Annotated in this window: 22 protein-coding genes; 15 read left to right on the top strand and 7 right to left on the bottom strand. The window is 43.8% G+C overall.

Features of this window, described 5'->3' with window-relative positions; translation table 11 throughout:
- The first annotated feature begins 92 nt into the window (after positions 1 to 92).
- The 3 genes from lolC to lolE are packed head-to-tail and all read left to right on the top strand — an operon-like array spanning position 93 to position 3,236.
- Positions 93 to 1,301, top strand: a complete 1,209-nt coding sequence (gene lolC / locus HOP38_RS11055; RefSeq protein ID WP_198558280.1) for a lipoprotein-releasing ABC transporter permease subunit LolC — start codon at positions 93 to 95, stop codon at positions 1,299 to 1,301.
- Positions 1,294 to 1,983 carry a lipoprotein-releasing ABC transporter ATP-binding protein LolD gene (gene lolD, locus HOP38_RS11050; RefSeq protein WP_038229573.1) on the top strand — a complete coding sequence of 230 codons (690 nt, stop codon included), beginning with the start codon at positions 1,294 to 1,296 and terminating at the stop codon, positions 1,981 to 1,983. The genes lolC and lolD overlap by 8 nt, the downstream gene beginning before the upstream one ends.
- Before the next feature lie 14 nt (positions 1,984 to 1,997).
- Positions 1,998 to 3,236: a lipoprotein-releasing ABC transporter permease subunit LolE gene (gene lolE, locus HOP38_RS11045; RefSeq protein ID WP_198558062.1), complete on the top strand. Its 1,239-nt coding sequence runs from the start codon at positions 1,998 to 2,000 to the stop codon at positions 3,234 to 3,236.
- 136 nt (positions 3,237 to 3,372) lie between these two features.
- Here lolE and HOP38_RS11040 read toward each other — a convergent pair whose 3' ends face one another.
- The gene (locus HOP38_RS11040) at positions 3,373 to 3,882 is read right to left on the bottom strand and encodes a DUF2062 domain-containing protein (protein WP_006075333.1); all 510 of its coding nucleotides are present in this window, start codon (positions 3,880 to 3,882) and stop codon (positions 3,373 to 3,375) included.
- 8 nt (positions 3,883 to 3,890) lie between these two features.
- Between HOP38_RS11040 and HOP38_RS11035 the strand changes: the two genes are divergently transcribed.
- From HOP38_RS11035 to kdsB, 5 genes are read left to right on the top strand one after another with little or no spacing between them, the layout of a single operon-like run.
- Positions 3,891 to 6,173 carry a DNA internalization-related competence protein ComEC/Rec2 gene (locus HOP38_RS11035; RefSeq protein ID WP_198558061.1) on the top strand — a complete coding sequence of 761 codons (2,283 nt, stop codon included), beginning with the start codon at positions 3,891 to 3,893 and terminating at the stop codon, positions 6,171 to 6,173.
- 31 nt (positions 6,174 to 6,204) lie between these two features.
- On the top strand, positions 6,205 to 7,959 hold the full coding sequence (gene msbA, locus HOP38_RS11030; RefSeq protein ID WP_006075336.1) for a lipid A ABC transporter ATP-binding protein/permease MsbA: 1,755 nt from the start codon (positions 6,205 to 6,207) through the stop codon (positions 7,957 to 7,959).
- Complete coding sequence (lpxK, locus tag HOP38_RS11025) at positions 7,956 to 8,966, top strand: tetraacyldisaccharide 4'-kinase (protein WP_006075337.1); 1,011 nt, start codon at positions 7,956 to 7,958, stop codon at positions 8,964 to 8,966. The genes msbA and lpxK overlap by 4 nt, the downstream gene beginning before the upstream one ends.
- Positions 8,947 to 9,126 carry a Trm112 family protein gene (locus HOP38_RS11020; protein ID WP_006075338.1) on the top strand — a complete coding sequence of 60 codons (180 nt, stop codon included), beginning with the start codon at positions 8,947 to 8,949 and terminating at the stop codon, positions 9,124 to 9,126. The genes lpxK and HOP38_RS11020 overlap by 20 nt, the downstream gene beginning before the upstream one ends.
- On the top strand, positions 9,126 to 9,881 hold the full coding sequence (gene kdsB / locus HOP38_RS11015; RefSeq protein WP_198558060.1) for a 3-deoxy-manno-octulosonate cytidylyltransferase: 756 nt from the start codon (positions 9,126 to 9,128) through the stop codon (positions 9,879 to 9,881). The genes HOP38_RS11020 and kdsB overlap by 1 nt, the downstream gene beginning before the upstream one ends.
- Before the next feature lie 19 nt (positions 9,882 to 9,900).
- Here kdsB and HOP38_RS11010 read toward each other — a convergent pair whose 3' ends face one another.
- Positions 9,901 to 10,623, bottom strand: coding sequence for a pseudouridine synthase (locus HOP38_RS11010; protein WP_124939982.1), 723 nt, complete (start codon positions 10,621 to 10,623; stop codon positions 9,901 to 9,903).
- A 313-nt stretch (positions 10,624 to 10,936) separates the two neighbouring features.
- On the opposite strand from HOP38_RS11010, the gene HOP38_RS11005 reads away from it, so the two are divergent.
- On the top strand, positions 10,937 to 13,159 hold the full coding sequence (locus HOP38_RS11005) for an NADP-dependent isocitrate dehydrogenase (protein WP_124939981.1): 2,223 nt from the start codon (positions 10,937 to 10,939) through the stop codon (positions 13,157 to 13,159).
- Between the two features lie 96 nt (positions 13,160 to 13,255).
- Here the strand turns inward: HOP38_RS11005 and cspD are convergent, their stop codons facing one another.
- Positions 13,256 to 13,477, bottom strand: a complete 222-nt coding sequence (gene cspD, locus HOP38_RS11000) for a cold shock domain-containing protein CspD (protein WP_006075342.1) — start codon at positions 13,475 to 13,477, stop codon at positions 13,256 to 13,258.
- Between the two features lie 562 nt (positions 13,478 to 14,039).
- Here cspD and clpS point away from each other — a divergent pair.
- Together clpS and clpA are read left to right on the top strand one after the other, a co-directional pair.
- Positions 14,040 to 14,360 (top strand): ATP-dependent Clp protease adapter ClpS, encoded by a 321-nt coding sequence (clpS, locus tag HOP38_RS10995; RefSeq protein WP_031494481.1) that lies wholly within the window; start codon positions 14,040 to 14,042, stop codon positions 14,358 to 14,360.
- A gap of 41 nt (positions 14,361 to 14,401) precedes the next feature.
- Positions 14,402 to 16,684 (top strand): ATP-dependent Clp protease ATP-binding subunit ClpA, encoded by a 2,283-nt coding sequence (clpA, locus tag HOP38_RS10990; RefSeq protein ID WP_006075346.1) that lies wholly within the window; start codon positions 14,402 to 14,404, stop codon positions 16,682 to 16,684.
- Between the two features lie 85 nt (positions 16,685 to 16,769).
- On the opposite strand, the gene infA is transcribed toward clpA, so the two are convergent.
- The 3 genes from infA to aat all read right to left on the bottom strand — a co-directional run bounded on the left by infA (position 16,770) and on the right by aat (position 18,492).
- Positions 16,770 to 16,988, bottom strand: a complete 219-nt coding sequence (gene infA, locus HOP38_RS10985) for a translation initiation factor IF-1 (RefSeq protein WP_006075347.1) — start codon at positions 16,986 to 16,988, stop codon at positions 16,770 to 16,772.
- Between the two features lie 80 nt (positions 16,989 to 17,068).
- A complete protein-coding gene (locus HOP38_RS10980; protein ID WP_198558059.1) occupies positions 17,069 to 17,767 on the bottom strand; it encodes an arginyltransferase in 699 nt (232 codons plus the stop codon).
- Complete coding sequence (gene aat / locus HOP38_RS10975; RefSeq protein WP_198558058.1) at positions 17,767 to 18,492, bottom strand: leucyl/phenylalanyl-tRNA--protein transferase; 726 nt, start codon at positions 18,490 to 18,492, stop codon at positions 17,767 to 17,769. Before aat ends, HOP38_RS10980 begins: the two co-directional genes overlap by 1 nt.
- A gap of 227 nt (positions 18,493 to 18,719) precedes the next feature.
- Between aat and aroA the strand changes: the two genes are divergently transcribed.
- Entirely contained in the window at positions 18,720 to 20,000 is a 1,281-nt protein-coding gene (gene aroA / locus HOP38_RS10970; protein ID WP_198558057.1) for a 3-phosphoshikimate 1-carboxyvinyltransferase, read from the top strand.
- Between the two features lie 40 nt (positions 20,001 to 20,040).
- On the opposite strand, the gene HOP38_RS10965 is transcribed toward aroA, so the two are convergent.
- A complete protein-coding gene (locus HOP38_RS10965; protein WP_031494484.1) occupies positions 20,041 to 20,289 on the bottom strand; it encodes a YciN family protein in 249 nt (82 codons plus the stop codon).
- Between the two features lie 332 nt (positions 20,290 to 20,621).
- Between HOP38_RS10965 and topA the strand changes: the two genes are divergently transcribed.
- From topA to glgA, 3 genes are all read left to right on the top strand, one after another.
- A complete protein-coding gene (gene topA, locus HOP38_RS10960) occupies positions 20,622 to 23,249 on the top strand; it encodes a type I DNA topoisomerase (protein ID WP_038229594.1) in 2,628 nt (875 codons plus the stop codon).
- Positions 23,250 to 23,786: 537 nt separating this feature from the next.
- Positions 23,787 to 25,004, top strand: a complete 1,218-nt coding sequence (glgC, locus tag HOP38_RS10955) for a glucose-1-phosphate adenylyltransferase (RefSeq protein ID WP_198558056.1) — start codon at positions 23,787 to 23,789, stop codon at positions 25,002 to 25,004.
- A 1-nt stretch (position 25,005) separates the two neighbouring features.
- Complete coding sequence (gene glgA, locus HOP38_RS10950; RefSeq protein ID WP_198558055.1) at positions 25,006 to 26,469, top strand: glycogen synthase GlgA; 1,464 nt, start codon at positions 25,006 to 25,008, stop codon at positions 26,467 to 26,469.
- The last annotated feature ends 133 nt before the right edge of the window (positions 26,470 to 26,602 follow it).

Here is a 26,602-nt window from a genome sequence, read left to right as displayed (position 1 = left end):
TACGTAATTTAAAAGGAAATTTACAATCGGGGCTACAACCCAATGGGTTTTCTGGTTACATTACTCATAGATTTCGTCCCATGGCCATTATTATGTTTCACCCTTTGCCCGTTTTTATTGGATTACGTTACCTAAGAGGTCGCTCTGGCGATCGCTTTAGTCGGTTCGTATCTTATATGTCGACCGCAGGAATCACTATCGGTGTTTTGTCGCTCGTTACTGTTCTCTCAGTAATGAACGGATTTGAAGCTCAACTGAAAGGTCGAATTCTTGGCGTTTTGCCTCAAGCGGTTATTTCACATTATTCAGGTCGAGTCGACTTAAATGACAAGCCAGATGCGTTGCTGAATAGTTTTGCTACTAGTCAGCCAGCGGTCCCTATTGTCCGCAGTGAGGCTGTGGTCCAAAGCCATCAGGGATTGTCTGCTGCCATGATGATTGGAATAGAGCCCGAAACTGATGATCCGATTCGCTATCGTCTGGTAAGTGGTAGCCTAGATAATTTACAAGCAGGAAAGTATCAGGTTTTGTTGGGTCATACGCTTGCCCGAGAGCTCGATGTGCGCGTTGGCGATAAGGTAAGACTAATGGTTACCAGTGCTAGCCAGTATACGCCGCTTGGGCGAATCCCGAGTCAGCGAATGTTTACTGTTGCTGGGCTTTATAGCACTGGCTCCGATGTGGATGGCCAATTAGTCGTAACTCATTTGAAAGATGCCGCCAAGTTAATGCGTTACAAAGCCGATGAAGCGAGTGGATGGAGACTGTTTTTTAATGACCCGTTCGTTGTTTCCAATTTAAGTGAACAGCCATTGCCGGATGGTTGGTTATGGAGTGACTGGCGCGATCAACGTGGCGAATTATTCCAAGCAGTAAAAATGGAAAAGAATATGATGGGGCTGATGCTTGGGCTCATTATCGGCGTAGCGGCGTTCAATATTATTTCCGCACTGATTATGGTGGTGATGGAGAAACAATCAGAAGTCGCCATTTTGAAAACGCAAGGCATGACTGACCGTCAAGTGCTCGCCATCTTTATGGTTCAGGGTGCCAGCAGTGGTGCACTAGGAGCCATTGTTGGTGGCATTCTTGGTGTGTTGTTGGCAAACAACCTTAATAGCCTATTGGAAGTCATGGGTGTCGCTTTATTTAGCTTTGGTGGACAGTTGCCGATAGTGGTGAATCCTAGCCAAATTATTGTCGTTGTTATTTGCGCTGTGTTGCTGAGTTTAGCAGCCACACTGTTTCCTTCTTTCCGAGCATCATCCGTTAAACCAGCAGAGGCTTTAAGATATGAGTAGTCCGTTAATCGCCTGTCAAAACATTCGAAAAACGTATCACGATGGGGCGGTGGATACCGAGGTACTTAAAGGCGTGAGTTTTGAGATCTCCAAAGGTGAGTTGGTGTCTATAATTGGTTCTTCTGGCTCCGGTAAGTCAACGCTACTTCACGTACTAGGTGCTTTGGATGAGGCAACGGAAGGGGAGGTTACTTTCCTTGGTGAGCCTCTACTGACTTTAAGCAGCAACCAACAAGCCAAGCTTCGTAATGAACACTTAGGGTTCGTATATCAGTTCCATCATCTACTCAGTGACTTTACAGCGGTAGAAAACGTGGCGATGCCGTTACTCATTGGTGGTATGGGAACCAAACTTGCGAAGGCCGAAGCGAGTGCATTACTAGAGCGTGTGGGGCTAAAACATCGTTTAGAGCATCGACCTTCTGAGCTTTCGGGAGGAGAGCGCCAACGAGTTGCCATCGCTAGAGCTTTGGTCAATAAGCCTGCGTTAGTGTTGGCTGATGAGCCGACCGGTAACCTTGACCATACTACGGCTTTATCTATATATGATTTGATGCGAACACTTAACCAAGAATACGGAACCGCTTTTCTAGTGGTGACTCATGATAATGAGTTAGCCGCGAAAATGGATAGGCAGATGCATATGCAAGATGGCCTGCTACTCGATGCCAAAATTGCGTAATTCAAGGAGCTAATGTGTCACTATCGTTTTTTATTGGTAAACGTTTTAGCAAAGCCAAACAACGTAACAAAATGGTGTCGTTTATTTCGATTTCATCCATTGTTGGCATCGCCGTTGGGGTGGCGGTGATTGTCATTGGTTTGTCTGCGATGAATGGCTTTGAGCGCGAGCTGAAGAATAGAGTGTTATCCGTAATTGCCCATGGTGAGTTTGAAGGTGTGAATGCTCCGATCAAAAATTGGCAAAAGGTGATGGACTCGGCAATGAAACACTCAAAAGTAGAGGCGGCTGCACCCTATATTCGAATGACAGCTTTGGTTGAAAAGGGCAGCCTACTCAAAGCTGTTGAAGTTCGCGGCGTTGACCCCGAACTTGAAACCAAAGTGTCGACACTACCAGGCTTTGTGAAAGGCACTGCTTGGCAAAATTTTCATGCCGGTGAACAGCAAGTGATCCTCGGCAAAGGGGTCGCAGATCAAGTGGGTGCAAAAGTAGGTGACTACGTAACGTTAATGATCCCAACCACTAGCAACACCAGCAAAGTGCAAGCACCAAGACGAGTTCGAGTCCAAGTATCTGGTTTGCTCGAGTTAAATGGACAGATTGACCATAGCTTGGCGATTGTTCCGTTAGCAGATGCTCAGCAGTATGCTCGACTAAGTAATCAAGTTACTGGCGTTTCTATAAAAGTAGATGACGTATTCAATGCCCCTTTGATTGTTAGAGAGGTGGGTAATACCTTAACGGAGTATGTCTATTTACGTAGCTGGAAACAAAAATACGGTTTCCTATATCGAGATATTCAGTTAGTTCGAACCATTATGTATTTGGTGATGGTTCTGGTTATTGGTGTTGCGTGCTTCAATATTGTTTCAACACTGATGATGGCGGTAAAAGATCGCGCATCTGAAATCGCAATATTACGTACGATGGGCGCCAAAGATGGCCTCATAAAACGCATCTTTATCTGGCAAGGTGTATTTTCTGGCGTAGTGGGTAGTATTGTCGGTGGTATGCTGGGTAGTTTAGTGGCACTGAATCTCACTCCATTGGTTTCTGGCCTTGAGTCTCTCATTGGTCATAAGTTTTTATCTGGCGACATTTACTTTGTAGACTTTCTGCCATCTGAGTTGGTTTGGAGTGATGTGGCTTTAGTGGCGGGGACTGCAACGGTGTTAAGTCTGATTGCGACATGGTATCCAGCAACTAAGGCAAGTCAGTTAAACCCAGCTTCAGTACTGAGCGCCAAGTAATTTAATCTCAAGAAAAAGCCCGTCAATGAATATCATTGACGGGCTTTTTCATATTTGGTCGACAGTCTTGTTGCTTAGAAGTGTCGTCACACTCGTAGTTTCTGTTTACGACTCTGTTGTCAGTTTCAAGCTAACGTTATCTTGTAGCGCGTTGCTGCCAACTGCGAACCACAGAGTAACGCCAAAGGCCACGAATGCCGAAATACCCAGCAACAGAAGCAACAATACCACATATCGCGCACCCTAAGAGGAACGGAGGGCCAATGGTGGTCATTTGGTCGGATAAATATTGCCAAGACAACTCAAAATGGAATGGCTGAGGAGGCGTATTCAAGCAAAATGCGCCGATCTTGTACGCAAAATAAAATAGTACTGGCATGGTCACAGGGTTACTAATCCAAACAAGTGCGACCGATAACGGAAGGTTTACACCAAACAGGATAGCTAACCCTGCCGCCATAATCATTTGGCTTGGTAGTGGGACAAAAGCCATAAACAAACCAACCGCAAAAGCGCCTGCCGCTGAGCGTCGATTTAAACACCAAAGGTTTGGGTTATAGAGGACATTGCCGAACACTTTCAATGCCTTTTGTCGCTTGATCATCTCGTGATCGGGCATGAAACGTTTAATGAACTTTCTTGGCATAGGGAAACATGACTCTCTTAACAGGCATTGTTGCACCGTTGGTTTTTTCACTAACACTTATCAGTGTTGCATGGTGGCCAATGATGCCTCATTACTACTGGTTGATTCCTACATCCTTAATTAGCATAGCCTTACTAATAAAACGCTGCTCGATAATTGCAGTGGTTTTTATTGCAATGTCCGTGGCTTTGATACAAGGGAATCTTTACAAGCACCAATCAGAGGTGCTTTACCGATTTGGCACAGATATTACCATAAAAGGACGAGTTGACAGCTATTTTAAAAAAATAACTCGTGGATATGAGGTTGAATTGACGATTTTATCGATTGATGGAGAAAAATTGTCATTCTTTGAGAGGCCTAGCGTTAAGTTATATGCACCGATAGCGTTAACAATGGGCGATGAACTCCAAGCTTTGGTTCAACTAAAACCCGTTGTTGGTGTTCTTAATCAGGTTGGTTTCGACAAAGAGCAATACTATTTCTCGAATCGTTTTTTAGCCGACATTGTTCTAGCAGATGACAGTCATTTTATGGCTCGAAGTACGTATGATTGGCGTTCGAAATTACATCGGTTGGTAACGTCTGCGACTAAAAACAGCATACATCAAGGTTATTATTTAGCGCTAATTTTCGGTGATAGAAGCAAACTCGCGTTTGAAGACTGGGCGCGATTAAAACACAGCGGATTGTCTCATCTCGTTGCCATCTCTGGCCTACATATAGGAATAGTTTTTGCCGTTGGGTATTTGGTTGGGCGAGGGGCACTGCTGGTGTTGACTTTGCTTCTACCAACAGAACTACGTTATAAAACGACGAAGTTACGTTTATTGTTAGGTATCTTCACAGGATTAGTGTTAGCGTTTTTTTATGCGGCTTTAGGTGGGTTTGCTACGCCAACAGTTCGCGCTCTACTCATGCTTGTCATTGCCAATTCGCTTAGCATTATTCACATCAGGATAATGAGTATGACCACTCTATTAGTAGCTGCCTCTCTCATACTCACCTTGATACCTTTTTCTGCCGCAAGTACCAGTTTTTGGCTTTCTTTTCTCGCTGTCTCCGCACTTATGGTGACCAACTCGGTTGTTTCGTATCAATTTGGTGTTCGTACTGTGTTGTATACCCATGCTTTGCTCTGCTTACTGTTCATTCCCATTGTGGTCAGTTTATTTCAAGGGGTTGCTGTCGCGTCACCTTTCTATAACTTGCTGTTTGTCCCATGGTTTAGTTTTTTAGTCGTTCCTTTATTGCTTTTAGCGACTGTGATGACAGTCCTCTTGGAAGAGGAGAGCTTTATTTGGTCATTGGTCGATATTCTGATGATGCCCTTTGATTACTCTTTGAACCTATCAAGTTGGTTCTGGATTAACACCCCAAGTTACTTAGCTTTCTATGCGATACCATTAATTTTCGCGTTTATTCTGAGAAAAGTAGTGTCATTGAAGTGGCTGGCATTGTTACTGATATTATGTGCTGTCACATTGCCATTAAAACAAAGCGGGCAAGAAGTTAGTGTTCACTTTTTTGATGTAGCCCATGGGCTCTCTGTTGCCATCAAACAGGGAGATCAAGCTGTACTCTATGATACAGGACGCGCGAGTCCAACTTTCTCAATGGCGAGGACGGTAGTGACTCCCAATCTTTTAGCTTTAGGAGTTAGAGAACTGCACGGAGTTATTATCAGTCATGCTGATAATGACCACGCTGGTGGTGAAATTGAACTCCGTAATTATTGGGAACCTGATTGGGTCAAGAAGCCAGATGGAATGACAGAAGAGCAACTCTGTATTCGAGGTAGAACTTGGCAATGGAAGGCAATTCGATTTGAGGCGCTGTGGCCTCCAAAGAGAGTGGACAGAGCTTACAACCCACACTCTTGTGTGGTTCTGATTAGTTTTGCTCAGAGAGACAATTCAGTTCATCGAATATTGCTTACAGGCGATATTGAGAAAGTCAGTGAAATATTGATCGCCAGAACACTCTCTGAACTAGATGTTGATGTTATGAGTGTACCTCATCATGGTAGCCGGACCTCCTCTTCTACGTTTCTGACACAATTGATTCATGCTGATCACGTTGTGGCCTCTACGAAATTTCGTTCCCACTGGCAACTGCCTAACGACTTGGTTAAACAACGATACCTAGAGCAAGGTGCTCAATGGTATGAAACAGGTACGCAGGGGCAGGTTAATTTCGTCTTTTTTGATGGAGAATTAACCGTTTCAACGCTTCGCAACCAGAACCTCGACCCTTGGTATAGGCAGATGTTGCGAAGCAGAGTAGAATGAACAGATAGATAAAAGAAAACGAACAATAATTATGTCGCTAAATCAAGATGAAACGACGCTGCAGACCTTTAAGCGTCTTTGGACTTATATTCGAGAGTACAAAGCGGGTCTCGTCGTTGCGGTGATCGCACTGGTGATCAATGCTGCTGCAGATACCTACATGCTATCACTACTTAAGCCTCTACTCGATGAAGGTTTTGGTGATGTCGAATCGAATTTCTTAAAAGTCCTTCCTTTTATCATTCTTGGAATGATGTTCATACGTGGCACCAGTGGATTTGTCTCGACCTACTGTTTGAGTTGGGTATCCGGCAAAGTCGTCATGGAACTACGACGCAAAATATTCAGTCACTTTATGCACATGCCAGTCTCCTTTTTTGATAAAGAGTCTACTGGTGGGCTGCTCTCTCGGATTACTTATGACTCAGAACAAGTTGCAGGAGCGACGAGTCGCTCGCTAGTCAGTATTGTCCGAGAAGGGGCAAGTATCATGGGTTTATTGATACTGATGTTCTGGAGCAGCTGGCAGTTATCGCTGGTTCTTTTCGCTGTCGCTCCTGTCGTAGCTTGGGCGATTAGCTTTGTATCTAAGCGTTTTAGAAAGATCTCTCGCAACATGCAAACCTCGATGGGTCATATGACCACCTCAGCCGAGCAGATGCTAAAAGGTCATAAGGTAGTGTTGAGTTACGGTGGTCAGCAAGTTGAGAAAGAGCGTTTTGATCAGATGAGTAACCAAATGAGGCAGCAAACCATGAAGATGGTAGCAGCCTCAGCGGTAGCGAATCCTGTGATTCAAATGATTGCCTCATTAGCATTGGTTGCGGTCCTTTATTTGGCAAGTTTCGATGAGATTCGTGAGCAACTTACCGCGGGTACTTTTACGGTTATTTTCTCGGCTATGTTCTCATTGATGCGTCCATTGAAAGCACTGACTGGTGTTACGGCTGAGTTCCAGCGTGGTATGGCCGCGAGCCAAACTTTATTTGGGTTAATGGACCTAGATACGGAGCGTGATACTGGTAAAGTTGAGCTGTCGAAAGTGAAAGGCGACATTAAAGTTAACGATATCACTTTCACTTATCAGGGAACCGAAAAGCCAGCGTTACGCCATGTTAGTTTTGATCTTCCTGCGGGTAAAACCATTGCGCTTGTAGGGCGTTCGGGTTCGGGCAAAAGTACCATCGCTAACTTGTTTACACGCTTCTATGACGTCGATAGTGGACATATTGAACTTGACGGTCACAAGATTGATGATATCAAGCTGACCAACTTGCGTAAGCATTTCGGGTTGGTTTCTCAAAATGTTCATCTGTTTAACGATACTATTGCCAACAACATTGCCTATGCAACTGATGGCGAATATAGCCGAGAGCAAATCGAGCATGCGGCTAAATTAGCTCATGCTATGGAGTTCATTAATGGTCTCGACAACGGCCTTGATACCGTGATTGGAGAAAATGGCGCAAGCTTGTCAGGTGGTCAGAGGCAACGTCTCGCGATTGCACGAGCTTTGTTGCGTGATGCTCCCGTTCTGATTTTGGATGAGGCGACTTCTGCATTAGATACTGAGTCTGAGCGCGCGATTCAATCTGCGTTGGATGAACTTCAAAAGGATAAAACGGTGCTAGTTATAGCTCATCGCTTATCAACAATCGAAGAAGCTGACGAAATTCTCGTTGTTGATGACGGTGAGATCATCGAAAGAGGTGATCACAATACGTTACTTGCACATAAAGGTGCGTACGCTCAACTGCATAAAATTCAGTTTGGTGACAACGAGTGATTGAGAAACTGTGGTTTGGTCGTAATCCACTAAACTACTTATGGTGGCCGCTTTTGTGGCCACTTAGTGCGTTATATAGAGCGATTGCGAAGCGACGTAGGAAAGCTTTCAGTGATGGTTCAAAAGAATGCTACCGCGCTTCTGTGCCTGTGATTGTCGTTGGTAATATTACCGCTGGTGGTAATGGTAAGACACCGATCGTTATTTGGCTGGTTGAGAATTTGCAACGTCAAGGTTTCAAACCTGGAGTAGTCTCTCGAGGTTATGGGGGTAAATCTAACCATTATCCTTTGCAAGTTGAAACCCAGACCAGTACTAAAGCCTGTGGCGATGAGCCGAAGCTTATTTATGAAAGAACCAAAGTCCCTGTTGTTGTGGATCCGGTAAGATCGAATGCAGTCAAGGCACTAGAAAGTCTTGGTGTTGATGTGATTATCACCGATGATGGTCTACAGCACTATGCGCTTGATAGAGCAATGGAAATTGTAGTGGTTGATGGAGTGCGTCGCTTTGGTAATGAGCAATCTATTCCACTAGGGCCACTACGAGAAACGCTGTCTCGCTTGGAAGAAGTAGACCTTGTTGTTACCAATGGCGGGGAGCCTCGTTTAGGGCAAGAGAAGCGTTTTGAATTACAGCCTGAGCTTGCTATCAATCTAACAACCAATGAGAGTAAAGCTGTGACCGAACTAGGGCAACTCACTGCGTTTGCTGGTATTGGCCATCCTCCACGTTTTTTTAAGACGTTGAATGATCTTGATGCAGATGTGGTACGCAGCCAAGGCTTTGCAGACCATAAAGATTTTCAACCGGAACAATTATATGCCCTAAGTGATGGGTCTGATAACGTCATTATGACGGAGAAAGATGCCGTAAAATGTCGTTCATTTGCACAAAACAATTGGTGGTATTTACCTGTATCGGCTCAATTTACTGAGCAAGACGGTAGGGAAATACTCAAAAAAATAAACAAGGTAATAGAAAGTTATGGATCACAGACTTCTTGAAATCGTGGCATGCCCAGTATGTAAAGGAAAACTCACTTTTGATAAAGATAAGCAAGAGCTTATCTGTAAGCTTGATCGTCTTGCTTATCCGATTAAAGAGGGTATTCCGGTTTTACTAGAGCCTGAAGCGAGACAAATGAGTATGGAAGAGGGACGCTAATGTCTTTTACGGTCATTATCCCAGCAAGGTATGAATCTTCTCGTTTGCCAGGTAAGCCGTTAGCGGATATTGGTGGCAAACCGATGATCCAGCACGTTTATGAGAAGTCGCTACAATCTGGTGCCGATCGCGTGATCATCGCAACCGATGACCAAAGAGTGGAGCTCGCTGCAAAACAATTTGGTGCCGAAGTTTGTATGACTTCTCCATCTCACGAGTCTGGCACCGAGCGGTTAGCGGAAGTGGTTGCGTCGATGAAAATCGCACCCGATCACATCGTTGTGAACGTACAAGGTGATGAACCTTTGATTCCAGCATGCATTATTAAGCAAGTTGCTAATAATCTTGAGAGCAGCACGGCGCCAATGGCTACCCTCGGTGTAACGATTGAGAATGAATCAGAAGTCTTTAACCCAAATGCGGTAAAAGTAGTGACGGATGAGCAAGGTTATGCGCTGTACTTCAGTAGAGCAACGATACCTTGGGATCGAGATGCTTACGCTGCAGAGCCGAAAAAACGTGCAACTAACCCTCTACTGAGACACATTGGCATCTATGCTTATCGTGCTGGGTTTATTAAGACTTATGTAGAATGGGAGCCGAGTGCACTTGAACGAATTGAGTGCCTAGAGCAGCTTCGAGTGCTGTGGTATGGAGAAAAAATCCACGTCGCAACGGCTCAGGAAGCACCACCTGCTGGGGTAGATACTCCTGAAGACCTAGAGCATGTGAGGGCTATTGTTGCTCAGCAATAATAGCTTTGCTTTGGGTTACTTATCTCTTTAAAGCTGGGTGATCGGTGGGGATTTCCAACCAATCACCTGGCTGCAAGCCTCCAATCTCAAACCCTGCCATCGAAGCACGAATAAGCCTTAATGTTGGGAAACCAATATTGGCTGTCATTCGACGTACTTGTCGATTTCTTCCTTCAATAATTGTAATGCTTAACCATGTGGTAGGAATGTTGGCACGAAAGCGCACCGGTGGGTGACGCTCCCAAACGTCAGGCGTATCCATAAGGCTGACTTTCGCAGGCAATGTAGGCCCATCTTTAAGCACTACACCGCGTCGCAGCTTATCTAAGTCATCCTCACAGGGCGCTCCATCGACCTGAACCCAATAGGTTTTTTCTGACTTGGATTTTGGTTGAGTCAGTCTAGCTTGCAAAATACCATCGTTGGTAAGAACCATCAGCCCTTCGCTGTCTCTGTCGAGGCGTCCGGCGGCGTATACATCTTTGACAGGTATGTAATCGGCAAGTGTTTTTCGTCCGTCACCATCTGTGAATTGACTTAAAGTGTCATAAGGTTTGTTGAAGAGGATCACTTTGCGTTCTTCAATGGGTAGTCTGCTTCGGTTAGTGTCTGTTTTTCGTTTAACCGCAGGTTTCGAAGTGGACTTTCGCGGTCTACTTCCTGGACCTGAGTGCTGTTTGAAACGTGTAGAAGCAGCGCGGCTTTTCGACTTACTACGAGGTGCCGCTGTTTTATTCGTCATGTTAACTACCTTGCAAAAATGTAAACAAACTGTGTGGTGTAGTTTTGTCTACGGTTGTTTTGAGCTATCATAAGCGCGCTCAAAAACAGGAATAACGCACAAGATAATAGACTAATTGCCCAAATTTGTTTAATTATAAGTGCTTAGGATTTCGTTTGACTGAACAAAAAAAGCCCAATTGAGAGGGTTTTCATGTGCAAACTTTTTGTATCAACCACTCAATCGCGTTCCGTCATAACGTTTACGTGTCCTTGATGAAGGCACGTTGATTAATAAGGGTACTCATACCCAATTAGAACGATAGGGAAATTTCATGCCTACAGAAAAGCCGACAATTATCTATACCATTACTGATGAAGCTCCAGCGCTCGCAACTTACTCGTTGCTGCCGATCATTCAGTCATTTACTGCTTCATCTGGTATCAGTGTTGAAACGAGAGACATTTCACTAGCAGGGCGTATAATTGCTAACTTCCCTGAATACCTCAAAGAAGAGCAACGTATTGGTGATGCACTAGCTGAACTTGGTGAGCTGGCGAAAACACCAGAAGCGAACATCATCAAGCTACCAAACATCTCTGCGTCTATCCCACAGCTACAGGCTGCTATTAAAGAACTTCAAGCAAATGGCTATGATTTGCCAAACTACCCAGAAGAGCCAAGCACGCCAGAACAAGAAGCTATCAAAGCTACTTATGACAAGATCAAAGGCAGTGCGGTAAACCCGGTTTTACGTGAAGGTAACTCAGACCGACGCGCACCGCTATCTGTGAAGAACTATGCTAAGAAAAACCCGCATTCAATGGGAGCATGGTCGAAAGATTCTAAGTCTCATGTTTCTAGCATGACAGATAAAGACTTCTTCGGTAGTGAAAAATCGGTCACTGTTGCTGATGCGACGGATGTGAAGATTCAATTTACTTCAGCTACTGGCGAGACTAGCGTTCTTAAAGAGAAGGTTGCCCTACAAGCGGGTGAAATCATCGACGCATCTGTAATGAACAAGAAAGCGTTGGTGTCTTTCTTTGAAGAGCAAATTGCAGAGGCGAAACAGCAAGATGTTCTGCTTTCATTGCACATGAAAGCGACGATGATGAAGGTCTCTGACCCGGTTATTTTTGGTCACGCAGTTAAAGTTTACTACAAAGATGTATTTGCAAAACACGGTCAGCTATTTGAAGAACTAGGTGTTGATGTAAACAACGGTATTGGTGATGTATACGCAAAAATCGCCTCACTACCAGCCGCTCAAAAAGCTGAGATTGAAGCCGATCTAGCAGCTGTTTATGAAACTCAACCTGCACTTGCAATGGTTGATTCTGACCGTGGTATTACCAACCTACACGTACCAAGTGACATTATCGTTGATGCTTCTATGCCAGCGATGCTTCGTTCATCTGGCCAAATGTGGGGCCCGGATGGTAAGCAGAAAGATACCAAAGCAATGATCCCTGATCGTAGCTATGCAAGTATCTATCAAGCAGTTATCGACTTCTGTAAAGAGAATGGTGCATTTGATCCAACGACGATGGGTAGTGTGCCAAACGTAGGTCTAATGGCTCAAAAAGCAGAAGAGTACGGTTCACACGATAAGACCTTCATCCTAAAAGGTGATGGCAAAGTCGAAGTTATCGATACAGCCGGCAATGTGCTTATTGAGCAGTCAGTTGAAGAAGGCGATATCTTCCGTATGTGTCAGGTGAAAGACGCACCGATTCAAGATTGGGTGAAACTGGCTGTGACGCGCGCTCGTGCATCAAGTACGCCAGCGGTATTCTGGCTCGACGAGAACCGTGCCCACGATGCTGAGTTGATCAAAAAAGTGAATCAATATCTTCCAGAGCACGATACGTCAGGTCTAGAAATTTATGTGAAAGCTCCACTGGAAGCAACACTGTTCTCACTAGACCGAATCAAGAAGGGTGAAGACACCATTTCTGTCACTGGTAACGTTTTACGTGATTATCTAACAGACTTGTTCCCAATTCTTGAACTTGGCACATCGGCGAAGATGCTATCTATTGTTCCATTGATGAACGGTGGCGGCCTATTTGAAACAGGCGCTGGTGGCTCTGCGCCTAAGCACGTTCAACAGGTTCAAAAAGAAAATCACTTACGTTGGGACTCTTTAGGTGAATTCTTAGCACTAGCAGCTTCTCTAGAGCATCTAGCGGTCGTTTCTGGTAAAGAAAAAGCGAATGTACTAGCGAAAGCTCTTGATGAAGCAACAGGCAAGTTCCTAGACAACAACAAGTCGCCATCACGTCGCGTTGGTGAGTTAGACAACCGTGGTTCTCACTACTATCTAGCTCTATACTGGGCTCAAGCACTAGCTCTTCAAACAGAAGACAAAGCACTAGCAGACGAGTTCGCGCCAATTGCAGAGCACCTTGCATCAAACGAGAGTGTTATTGTTTCTGAGCTAAACAATGCTCAAGGCGTTGCAGGCGATCTTGGTGGTTACTATCAATTTGACGATGTGAAGACTTCAACGTTAATGCGTCCAAGCTCCACATTGAATAACATTGTTGGCTAATCGCTAAACATCGAATTGTGAAAGGCATAAAAAAACCACCGAAAGGTGGTTTTTTTATAGGTCGTGTCTTCTGTAATGGGTGATTGTTTTGTGAAACTACTTCGCTATGTCACCTTCGACAGGCGTAACTGAGCTAGCGTGATAGCCCTTTGGCCCTTCTTCTACTTCGTAATTCACTTGTTGACCCGCTTTCAGAGTACGGTAGCCATCCATCTTAATAGTGGAGTAGTGTGCGAAAATGTCACCATCCTCGCCTTCTGGACAAATAAACCCAAATCCTTTGGCGTTGTTAAACCATTTTACTGTACCTGTAGCCATGCTATACATCCCTCATGCATTTTTTGTTACTGAAGTCGCTTTGAAGACACTGACCAATCGTGTTTGCTTCTTCTTTGCTGTGATTCAAACTAACTAACCACAACCTAAGTCGTGGCTCTATACCACATTCATCCGTTTTGAATGTGTTTTTTGCTGTAAGGGTATTCTTACTTTGTGGGGAATACCGATGCAAAACTTGTTAAATTTTAGTCACTAATTAACCACTGTAGTCAAACATTGAGCGGAGTCAATAGGAAAGTCGTATAAATAACTACATATTCTATACATATGCGCTTTGGTTTTAACAAAAGTGTAAAATCTATCTTCTGTTTGCATGAGCTTCATGTATTCTATTTATGAGGGAGGCGAAAGTTTTTTCAACTTGGCTCATATGTGACACACACTAATAGCATTGTTTTGTTTGCAGCGATACAATTGGTGCATTAGTCTCTTAATAGAGATGTTTTTTGAGTGTTGGGTCTCAGGTGTTTTTAGCGACGCTTTTAGCATTGAAATTCAGCACAGTGTTTTGTAATTAAAAGAAAACTCTCAACATTTGGCCATGAGTAAAAATTTTGAATGGGTGACTCCAGACTCAGACTTACTGGAGAAAGAAAAAACTAAGGTTGAGCCGCCGGCAATGTACAACGTTGTGTTAAACAACGATGACTATACGCCGATGGACTTTGTAGTAGAAATCTTGGAACGCTTTTTTTCACTCAACGAAGACAAAGCGACTCAAGTGATGTTAGCGGTGCATTATGAAGGTAAAGCTGTCTGTGGCACCTACACATCCGAAGTCGCGGAAACGAAAGTTGCTCAAGTGACCATGTATTCAAGGGAAAATGAACACCCACTTTTGTGTACCATGGAAAAAGCCTAATTTTCGCATGAATGACGTTTGTCATTCCTTAGGAGGTACTTATGCTTAATAAAGAATTAGAATCGAGTCTGAACGGCGCATTTGCTCGTGCTCGTGATAAAAGACATGAATTCATGACCGTAGAGCATCTCCTTTTAGCTTTGTTGGAAAATGACTCGGCTAAAGAGGCACTAACTGCTTGTAACGCAAATTTAGAGAATCTGCGTAATGAGCTCGACATTTTCATTGATCAAACAACTCCTCTTATCCCTGATGCCGACGACACGCGAGAAACACAACCTACTTTAAGTTTCCAACGTGTTCTTCAACGCGCCGTATTCCATGTACAGTCTTCTGGGCGCAGTGAAGTAACAGGCGCTAACGTCTTAGTAGCGATTTTTAGTGAACAAGAATCACATGCTGCTTACCTTCTTAAGAAAAATGACATTAGCCGTTTAGATATCGTTAATTTTATTTCTCACGGTATTACCAAAAACATCGGTCCAACTGGTGACGAACCATCGAGTGGCTCACTTGGTGGCGGTAGTGAGAACATTGAAGAAGCCAACGGTGAAGATCGTCTTGAAAGCTTTGCAACGAATCTGAACCAAGTGGCGAAAGCAGGCAACATAGACCCTCTTATTGGTCGCGATAAAGAACTTGAGCGTACGATTCAAGTGCTATGTCGCCGTCGTAAGAACAACCCATTGTTGGTGGGTGAGGCCGGTGTTGGTAAGACTGCTATCGCTGAAGGTTTGGCTTGGAGAATCGTTGAAGGCCAAGTGCCAGATGTTATCCAAAACAGTGTTATTTACTCTCTCGATATAGGCTCGCTACTTGCGGGTACTAAATACCGCGGTGACTTCGAGAAACGCTTCAAAGCGATTCTCAAGCAATTGGAAAAAGAAGATGACGCCATTCTGTTCATTGATGAGATCCATACAATTATCGGTGCAGGAGCGGCTTCTGGTGGACAAGTAGACGCAGCAAACCTTATTAAACCTCTTCTAAGCAGCGGAAAACTGCGCTGTATTGGCTCTACAACTTACCAAGAATACAGCAACATTTTTGATAAAGAGCGTGCACTATCTCGTCGATTCCAGAAAATCGATGTAGTGGAGCCTTCTTTAGATGATACGACTAAGATCTTGATGGGTCTTAAACCTAAATATGAAGAGCACCATGAGGTTCGTTACACTAACAAAGCGTTGCGTGCTGCCGTTGAATTGTCAGCGAAGTACATCAACGAGCGCCATTTACCTGATAAGGCTATTGACGTTATCGATGAGGCGGGCGCACGCAGTCGTTTGGTTCCGGTGAGCCGTCGTAAGAAAACGGTTGGTGTGGCTGATATCGAAGCGATGGTTGCCAAGATGGCGCGCATTCCAGAGAAGTCTGTATCTTCTTCAGACAAGGATATTCTTCAAAACCTTGATGACAAGATGAAGATGCTGGTCTTTGGTCAAGACAAAGCCATTGACGTGCTTTGTGAAGCAATCAAGATGACTCGCGCTGGATTAGGTAATGATGATAGACCTGTTGGCTCATTCTTGTTTGCTGGCCCAACTGGGGTTGGTAAAACGGAAGTGACCGTTCAATTGTCTAAGCTATTGGGTATCGAGCTGCTTCGTTTTGACATGTCGGAGTACGGTGAGCGTCACTCAGTAAGCCGTTTGATCGGTGCTCCTCCAGGTTATGTAGGCTACGATCAAGGTGGATTGCTAACCGATGCGGTTATCAAGCATCCACATTCTGTAGTATTACTGGATGAGATTGAGAAGGCGCACCCTGATATCTTCAACTTGCTACTGCAAGTCATGGATAACGGTACGCTAACGGATAACAATGGCCGAAAAGCTGACTTCCGCAATGTAATTTTGGTAATGACGAGTAACGCAGGTGTTGCTGAGACTGAGAAGAAATCTATTGGTCTGATTCAACAAGACCACAAACCAGACGCGATGGGTGCCATTAAACGTGTGTTCACTCCGGAGTTCCGCAACCGTCTTGATGGTATCATCTGGTTCAACAGCCTAGATGACACGGTTATACATCAAGTGGTTGATAAGTTTATTGTTGAACTTCAAGCGCAGTTGGATTCTCGAGGCGTTTCGTTAGAAGTGTCTGATGATGCTCGCGATTGGCTTGCGATTAAGGGTTACGACAAGACAATGGGTGCAAGACCTATGGGTCGTGTTATCCAAGACAAGCTTAAGAAACCACTGGCGAATGAACTCTTATTTGGTTCGTTGGTTGATGGCGGAACAGTGAAAGTGTCCCTTAAAGATGATGATTTGGCGTTTGAATATGTAGGCGCTAAGGAAGAAGCAGAAGCGCATCACTAGCGCTTCTTCATCTGAATCACTACTTAGTGGGTAACAAAAAACGGAGCCTAAGCTCCGTTTTTTTGTGTTCGTTTAAACGTTGAGATTAACGAGCACGGAAGACGATGCGGCCTTTAGTTAGGTCGTATGGAGTCATCTCTACAGTTACTTTGTCACCAGTAAGGATACGGATGTAGTTTTTACGCATCTTACCAGAGATGTGCGCAGTAACTACGTGACCGTTTTCTAGTTCAACACGGAACATTGTGTTTGGTAGAGTATCAAGGACTGTACCTTGCATCTCAATTACGTCTTCTTTAGCCATTTAATCCTCTTTCGAAATGCGGCGTTTTAACGGCAGGCATTGTGCCGTTAAAATCTTAATAAGTAAAGTTGCGGTGTATTCTACCCTCGCCATCGCTGATTTACTAGCCTTTGATGACGTTGGAACCGTGTTTTGTAGTTCATTGCTGAACAATCATCGATTTGGTAGCCCAAATAGAGCCATTGTTTGTTATATCGTTGGCAGTATTCAATTTGACACAATACAGCGTACGTACCGAGAGATAACGTATAGTCAGGGTCGAAGAAGGTATAAAAAGCACTGGCGCTATCAGAGAGAATATCGGTGATGGCGATCCCTATCAGCTTATCATCGTCAAAGATGTGCAGATAGTGCAAGGTCATCCATGAACACTGTGCAAACTCAAAAAACTCTTGTTGTCTTGGTGGATACATACTGCCTGTTGAATGACGTTTCTCAATATAGCGAGAGTAAAGATCAAACCATTCTTCGTCTAATGTTGGTCTTATCTCCCAGTGAAATGATTTGGTTTTGGCAAGCAGACGTTTCTGGCTCTTAGATAGCTTAAAATCATCGATAGCTACTCTGAGCGCATGACAGGCACTGCAATGGTCACATTGAGGCTTATAAATGGCGTCCCCACTTCTTCTAAAGCCATTAGCTAATAACATTTCGTATTGATTGGCTTCATGCAGTTCTTTTTCCAAAACAATAGCCACTCGCTCCTGTTGAGCGGGCAAATAGCTACAGTCTTGTTTGCGACTCAGACCAATTCGGATCTGTTGGACAGCCATGTTCATCAACTCATCTCCTGTTGTATAGGAAATGATAGCTCTTGTTGAGAAAAACAGGAATCTTGTACGGTTTGTTCGCGTAAATCATGCAAAGCCGTTATAAACTGCTCGCGGGTCAGTTCTTGTGCTCCTAGTGAGTTCAAGTGCGGATTCATAACTTGGCAGTCGATGAGTTTGCCTCCATGGTTTTTAAAGTGATGACAAAAGTACCAGAGAGCAATCTTGGAAGCATTAGTTTCCAGAGAAAACATCGATTCGCCACAAAAGACTTGGCCAATGGAAAGTCCGTAAAGCCCACCAACTAGGGCATTATCGTTCCAAACTTCGACGGAATGACAATGACCTTTTTTTGCTAACTCTCCATACGCAGAACGCATATCCTCATTTAGCCAAGTTTCTTCGATAGGGCGTGTACTTGCACAATATTCTATGACTTGCGATGTGCATGTATTCATCGTGACTCGATAATCTGCTTTGCGCTGAAATTTACGCAGGCTTTTTGCCGGACGGAAAAGAGATGGATCAAATACGGCTCTCGGGGCTGGACTCCACCATAGAAGTGGTTCATTTGGGCCAAACCAAGGGAAAACACCATGTTGATAGGCAGACAGCAGTCGTTGTGGGTTGAGATCACCGCCAAACGCTAGCAAGCCATTGGGCTCATCAAGCGCTTCGAAAGGAGAGGGAAATGTAAAGTCATTGCTGTCTAGTTCTGTCAGGTAGATCGTCATAGTGCTGTAATGTCGCGTTCCTTTCTATTAATTATAAGCAATACCGACTCATTTATTAATTTTCATTAGTACTAGTTGGCTAGTACTGAGTGTCGAGATATTGACCATCTAGCGGTGTATTAGCTCTGGTGTTTACCTTGTATTTTAGTTACGCTGCAATTACCAAGAATTATTTAAGACGCTTCATTACAAGGACTGAAGTGTCTACAAAGGATTAGATTCAACTAATGGAAAGCTTAACACTCCAACCCATCCAAAAAGTATCCGGAACGGTTAACCTTCCAGGTTCAAAAAGTGTCTCGAATCGTGCTTTATTGCTTGCTGCGTTGGCAGAAGGTACGACCACACTCACCAATCTTCTAGATAGTGATGATATTCGTCATATGCTTAACGCCCTCACCAGTTTGGGTGTCGAGTATCAGTTATCCGAAGATAAAACTCAATGCATCGTTAAAGGTTTAGGTCAACCATTCAGTGTCTCGGAACCAAAAGAACTATTTCTTGGCAATGCAGGTACTGCGATGCGTCCTCTAGCAGCTGCGCTTTGCCTTGGTGAAGGCGAATATGTTCTTACTGGCGAACCAAGGATGAAGGAAAGACCCATTGGTCACTTGGTTGATGCGCTTAAGCAAGCTGGTGCGGACGTCGAATATCTAGAAGCAGAAAACTATCCGCCTCTAAAGATCGTTGGTACCGGTTTGACAGGTGGACTGGTCAAAATTGATGGTTCCATTTCCAGTCAGTTTTTAACAGCATTCTTGATGTCTGCACCACTAGCAAAGGCTGATGTCACTATCGAAATAGTCGGTGAATTGGTATCAAAACCATATATCGATATTACGCTGCATATAATGGAGCAGTTTGGTGTCAAAGTTGAAAATCGTGACTATCAACAGTTTATTATTAAGTGTGGTCAACAATACCAGTCTCCAGGCCAGTTTTTGGTAGAAGGGGATGCGTCTTCAGCCTCCTATTTCCTTGCTGCTGCAGCCATTAAAGGCGGTGAGATAAAGGTGACGGGTATCGGTAAGAACAGTATTCAGGGTGATATTAGATTTGCCGACGCACTAGAAAAAATGGGTGCAGAGATTGAATGGGGTGATGACTACATTCTGTGTCGTAAAGGTGAATTAGTGGGTATTGATATGGACTATAATCATATCCCTGATGCCGCCATGACTATTGCTACGGCGGCACTCTTTGCAAAGGGCACAACTGCAATTCGTAACGTATATAACTGGCGAGTAAAAGAAACAGATCGTCTTGCGGCTATGGCTACCGAATTGAGAAAAGTAGGTGCTACAGTAGAAGAAGGTGAAGACTATATTATCGTCGAGCCAACCGATGACCTAAAACATGCTGCGATTGACACGTATGATGATCACCGAATGGCAATGTGTTTCTCTCTCGTTGCGTTGAGTGACACACCAGTGACGATCAACGATCCTAAGTGTACGTCAAAAACGTTCCCTGACTACTTTGATAAATTGGCAGATTTAAGCCAGTAACATAGTGAATAATAACGCCCCTGAATCGGGGCGTTATTATTTAGTTCTGTAGAGTAAACTCTTTCGAAAGGTGGTGTGCAAGGTATTTAAACATATTAAATACCGCCGTTGTTTTCTCGGTTGGTAGCCCTTTATCATCGAGGAAGTAGTTACCTTTGAAAACTAGGACACCGTCTTTTTCTTCGACGCTGTCTGCACGCATTCCTTCAATGAAATCATCATGTTCCTGAATGATTTGGTTGGCGATGAGCAACAAATCAAACTCTGTGATGGCGGTTTTCTGTGACATATTGATGTCCTCTATATAAAACATTACCGCGTAGTGTATGAGTGCCAACACATTTTGCAAGGACAAATATCTCGGCTATAGTTAGCAGCAATTTGTGATAAGCAACAAATTTTGGTGAATGTTGCTAGGCAACAATCATAAATGGCGTTTAATATTGCGCCATTTTTCAAGCGATGAGTTCTATTTGATCGGACATTTGTCGAGCAATCAGAATCTAATTGCAAAAAAACTGGTTGATCTTCTTTTGTTCTCGCTCAATAGTAAAAAGAAGCATAAATTTCGAACATCGTGCGATTAAATGTCGCAATGTGATATAGGACGTTAGTGTCATTATGGGAAAGTCACTGGTTATAGTGGAGTCACCCGCTAAGGCTAAAACCATTAACAAATACCTCGGTAAAGACTTTATAGTGAAGTCGAGTGTAGGTCACGTGCGTGACTTACCAACTGCAGGGCAAAGTACTGGTAAAAAAGCAGCAGCTGTCTCTACAAAAGGCTTAAGTGCTGAAGAAAAAGCACGTATTAAAAAAGAAAAAGACCGCAAAGCGCTAATTAAAAAAATGGGTATTAACCCATATGATGATTGGGCAGCAAACTATCAAGTATTGCCTGGCAAAGAAAAAGTAGTTGCCGAGCTACAAAAACTTGCGAAAGACGCTGACCATGTTTATCTCGCAACCGATTTGGACCGCGAAGGAGAGGCTATCGCATGGCACCTTCGTGAGATCATCGGTGGCGATGAAGAGCGATATAAACGAGTAGTATTTAACGAAATTACCAAAAACGCGATCCAACAGGCATTCCAAGATCCTGGTGAACTGAATATGGATGGCGTGAATGCACAGCAAGCACGACGTTTCTTAGACCGTGTTGTTGGTTTTATGGTGTCTCCGCTTCTTTGGAAGAAGGTCGCACGAGGCCTATCTGCTGGTCGAGTCCAGTCAGTTGCCGTTAAGCTTCTAGTAGAGCGTGAGCGTGAAATTAATGCGTTTATCCCAGAAGAATTTTGGGATATTCATGCGGATACTAAAACTTCGGATAAAACAGATTTCCGACTACTAGTTGCACAAAAAGCGGGCAAGGCGTTCAAACCATCTAATGAAACAGAAGCGCAAGCCGCTGTTTCTGTATTGGACAAGGCGACGTACGAAGTTTGTAAACGTGAAGACCGTCCAACTCAAAGTAAGCCATCAGCACCTTACATCACTTCTACGCTGCAGCAGGCAGCAAGTACGCGCCTAGGTTATGGTGTTAAAAAGACCATGATGTTGGCTCAAAGGCTGTATGAAGCGGGTTATATCACCTATATGCGTACCGACTCTACCAACTTGAGTGCAGAAGCCGTTGATGCAGTCCGTGGCTATATTGATAGTGAGTTTGGTGGTGCCTATCTTCCTGAAAAACCAAACTTCTACGGAAGCAAAGAAGGTGCTCAGGAAGCGCACGAAGCGATTCGTCCTTCAGACGTTAACGTGAAAGTTGATGATCTTTCAGGTATGGAAGCCGACGCTCATAAGCTATATGCACTTATCTGGAATCAGTTCGTTGCTTGTCAAATGACACCAGCGAAGTACGACTCCACAACGATCAGCGTGAAAGCTGATGAGTATACGTTGAAAGCGAAGGGACGTATTCTTAAGTTTGATGGTTGGACTCGTGTTCAGCGTCCAATGGGCAAAAACGAAGATGCTATCCTTCCTGCAGTACAGCTGGGCGATAAGCTTGACCTTGTTGCGTTAGATCCTAAGCAACACTTTACCAAGCCACCCGCACGTTACACCGAAGCGGCTTTAGTTAAAGAGCTAGAGAAACGTGGAATTGGTCGTCCTTCTACTTATGCGTCAATCATCTCAACGATTCAAGATCGTGGTTATGTAAAAGTTGACCAGCGTCGTTTCTATGCTGAGAAGATGGGTGAGATAGTGACCGATCGTCTTGATGACAGCTTCACTGATTTGATGAACTACGACTTTACTGCTCGCATGGAGCAGAAGCTCGATCAAATCGCCGAAGGTGATGCAAGCTGGAAAAATGTATTGAACGAATTCTTCGAAGAGTTCACTACTGATTTAGGCAAAGCTGAGCAAGACGAAGAGCATGGCGGTATGAAGCCAAATCATATCGTTATGACAGAAATTGAATGTCCTACATGTTCACGCCCTATGGGTATTCGTACTGCTTCAACTGGCGTATTCTTGGGCTGTTCTGGCTATGCTTTACCACCTAAAGAGCGTTGTAAAACGACGATTAACTTGGGTGATGAAGAAGGCATTATTAACGTTCTTGAAGAAGACGTCGAAACGGCAGCTCTGCGTGCTAAGAAACGTTGCCCAATTTGTGAGACGGCAATGGATGCTTATCTGATTGATGATAAGCGTAAGCTTCATGTTTGCGGTAATAACCCAAATTGTGAAGGCCATGTAGTTGAACAGGGTGAGTTTAAAGTTAAAGGTTATGATGGCCCGACGGTCGAATGTGACAAGTGTGGCTCTGAAATGGTACTTAAGAACGGCCGTTTTGGTAAGTACATGGACTGCACCAGTGAGACCTGTAAAAACACCCGTAAGATCCTTAAAAACGGTGAAATAGCACCTCCTAAGGAAGACCCAGTTCATTTCCCAGAGCTTCCTTGTGAAAACTCGGATGCTTACTTTGTACTGCGTGATGGTGCATCAGGCCTATTTATGGCTGCTAGCAACTTCCCTAAATCTCGTGAGACTCGCGCACCGCTTGTAAGTGAACTTGCGAAATACAAAGAACGTTTATCGCCGAAGTTCCACTATCTTGCGGATGCACCAACAGAAGATCCAGATGGTAGACCAACGGTAGTTCGTTTCAGTCGTAAGACTAAAGAGAATTATGTTCGTTCTGAAATCGACGGTAAACCATCGGGTTGGACGGGGTTATATGTTGATGGTAAATGGGAAATTACCGATAAGCGTAAAAAGCCTAAAAAATAATCTCTGAACGTTCTAATTAACAGCACTCATTTGAGTGCTGTTTTTTTATCCTCACTATTAAATCCTTAATTTTGTAAATGATTGTATATATTTAGTACATTCATTATCTATATATATCCATTAAACTGGTCATAGCAGTTTAGCTCATTGTTTTTCAGGCAGTTTTCATCAAAGAGTGGTTGAGGTGAATTGCATGTTAACAATATGTATTGATAAGGTGATGTCGGTATGCCATTCTGTGATTAAAGGCATAAGTTTTGATGCAACTGTGTTCAATGCCAAATAATGCGTCATGATGCATTGTAATCTTATTTCAAAACGATAATTTAGATAAAAACCATATTAAAAAAATGGTTGGCCTAGGTTGATAATTAAACAACTTGGCCTCAAGCCTATTTTATATACAAGATTCAACGTTTGAATGGTCGATGAAATAATCGACATTGTCATCCGTTAATAAAGAAGTCGGGTACCCCCAAATGTAATTTAACTGCCCGACAATAAATGGAAAAAAGCTGTAATAAAACGGAGATATCAATGGCTGGTGTATTGGGAATGATTCTTGCTGGTGGAGAAGGCTCTCGCCTACGTCCTTTAACCGAATCACGTAGCAAACCTGCGGTACCATTTGGAGGAAGCTATCGTCTGATTGACTTCGCTCTGAACAACTTTATCAATGCTGACTTAATGCGAATTTATGTCCTCACTCAATTTAAGTCTCAATCACTTTATCAACACATGCGTAAAGGTTGGAATCTAACGGGAATCACCGATAGATTCATTGACCCCATTCCTGCACAAATGCGTGATGGTAAACGTTGGTATGAAGGTACTGCGGATGCGATTTATCAAAACGTTCGTTTTATCGAGTTAGCCAATCCTGAGCACGTATGTATCTTTGGGTCTGATCATATCTATAAAATGGACATTCGCCAGATGCTAGACTTTCACAAACGCAAGGAAGCGAAACTAACCGTTTCAGCACTGCGAATGCCATTAGAGGAAGCGTCAGAATTTGGCGTGATTGAAGTTGATGAAGAAGGCAAAATGATTGGCTTTGAAGAAAAGCCACAAAACCCGAAGTCAATTCCTGGTCATCCTGATATAGCGTTAGTGTCTATGGGTAACTATATCTTCGAAGCAGAAAGTCTTTGCAATGAGCTACGTATAGATGCCGAGAATACTGAGTCTAGCCATGATTTTGGTAAAGATATTATTCCTAAGATGTTCCCTGAAGGTGATGTCTATGTTTATGATTTCTCTACCAACAAAATCAGCGGTGAGAAAGACACTACTTACTGGCGTGATGTAGGTACGATCGACTCGTACTGGGCGGCTCATATGGATCTACTTCAAGAAGACGCTCAGTTCTCGCTATACAACCGTAAATGGCCGCTTCACACTTATTATCCACCATTGCCGCCAGCAACGTTCGTTGACGCTGAGCATCAAAAGATCAAGATTACTGACAGCTTGATTGCGGGCGGTAGTTATGTTCGTGGCTCATCAATCTATCGCTCTGTATTAGGTTTTAGAAGTAATATTGCCGCTGGTTCTGTGGTGAGTGAATCTGTTATCCTAGGTGACGTAAAGATTGGTGCTGGTTGTACAATCAAGCGCGCGATCATTGATAAGAACGTAGAAATTGCCCCTGGGACTGTGATTGGTGAAGATCTTGAGTTGGACGCGAAACGTTTCCATGTCTCCCCAGGTGGCGTTGTAGTCATCAAGAAAGGGACGAAAGTTGGATTCTAAAATGCGAAACATAGATGTATGGTTTCCAGTTTCAGAAGCGCAAGGACTTGTAAAAAGTGGAGGCTTGGCAGATGTTGCCAAGGCTCTGCCTAAAGCTCTGCAAGAACTGGGTAAAAACGTAGCCATTACTTTACCCGGTTACCAGTCACTGCCTAACAAGGATCAGTATGAGTTTGTACTAGCTACGGAGTTAGAGCACTGGCCACATACACCGTACCAAGTTAAGAAAACGCAACTCGACGGCGTTGATGTGTTCGTGATCGAATGTGATCGATACTTCGATAGGCCTGAATTGTATGCTGAGCACAATCGAGCTTATGCTGACAATGGCGAACGATTTGGTTTCTTCGCGGCAGCGAGTCTGGATGTGTTACCGAAACTCGGTATTCGACCTTCTATTGTTCATGCCAATGACTGGCATACTGGTTTGATCCCATTCTTGCTTAAAACACGCTACGTTGATGACGAGCGTTTTGCAGGAATGAAGTCAGTTCTAACGGTTCACAATGCTATTTTTAAAGGCATCTTTTCCTACAGTCAGCTGGAAGTCATTCCGGAACTTCGTCTTTCTGGAATGGAATTTCTACAGTATGGGGACGGTTGGGTAAGCACACTTCGTGCGGGCATTGCCTTCGCAGATAAAATCAACGCAGTAAGCCCTAACTATGCCGCTGAACTAGTGACCCCTCTAGGTTCACATGGTTTGGTAGACGATTTTGTTCATCGTTCCAAAGATCTTCATGGCATCGTTAATGGCTGTGACTACTCAGAGTGGAACCCTAAGCTTGACGACTTTCTTCCGGTCAATTACGACGACGAGTTAGAGAGTATGCTAAATGGTAAGCTCGCCGCCAAGCAGGCGTTGCAAAAGGAGCTATCGCTGCCAGTACGCAATGTTCCAATGGTTGGCATGGTATGTCGATTGACTCACCAAAAAGGTTTTCATTACATACTGCCAATATTGGATAAGTTTCTGAAAAACGATGTTCAGGTTGTCATTATCGGAACTGGTGAACCACAAATCGCTTCCCATCTTAACGATATTGCTGAGCAGTTTTCTGATAAGTTGGCGTTTGTAGAGGCGTATAGCAACCGATTTGCTCATCTAGTAGAGGCTGGCTCAGACTTTTTCCTAATGCCTTCTGAATTTGAAGCATGTGGTCTGAACCAAATCTACAGTATGGCTTATGGTACCTTGCCTATTGTACGTAAAGTTGGTGGGCTGAAAGATACGGTAATCGACTTTGATGACAATCCACAGCAGGCAACGGGCTTTGGGTTTGATGAGCCTTGCCATGACGCGCTGTTGATTGTCTTACAGCGAGCGCTTCTGTTCTATTTGCAACACCCAGAAGAGATGCGTGAGATGCAACTTCGAGCAATGCGCAAAGACTTTAGCTGGATAGAATCTGCCAAGGAATACATCAAAATGTATGATTTGGCGCTTGAAGCCTCACATAGCTAATATCATTGGAAGAGCGGCGTAATGCCGCTCTTTTATATGCACTTGTTGGCATTTTTTGACACAATTGGAAATCATTTTTTCTAAATTTCCGCGCAATTTTCTCCTGAGACGTGTAGAGTTGTGATAACTTTAT

This window comes from Vibrio mediterranei, from assembly GCF_013364395.1.
In the GTDB taxonomy this organism is placed as follows: domain Bacteria; phylum Pseudomonadota; class Gammaproteobacteria; order Enterobacterales; family Vibrionaceae; genus Vibrio; species Vibrio mediterranei.
Note: the sequence above shows the minus strand (reverse complement) of the source record. Positions and strands in the feature narration are given on the sequence as shown.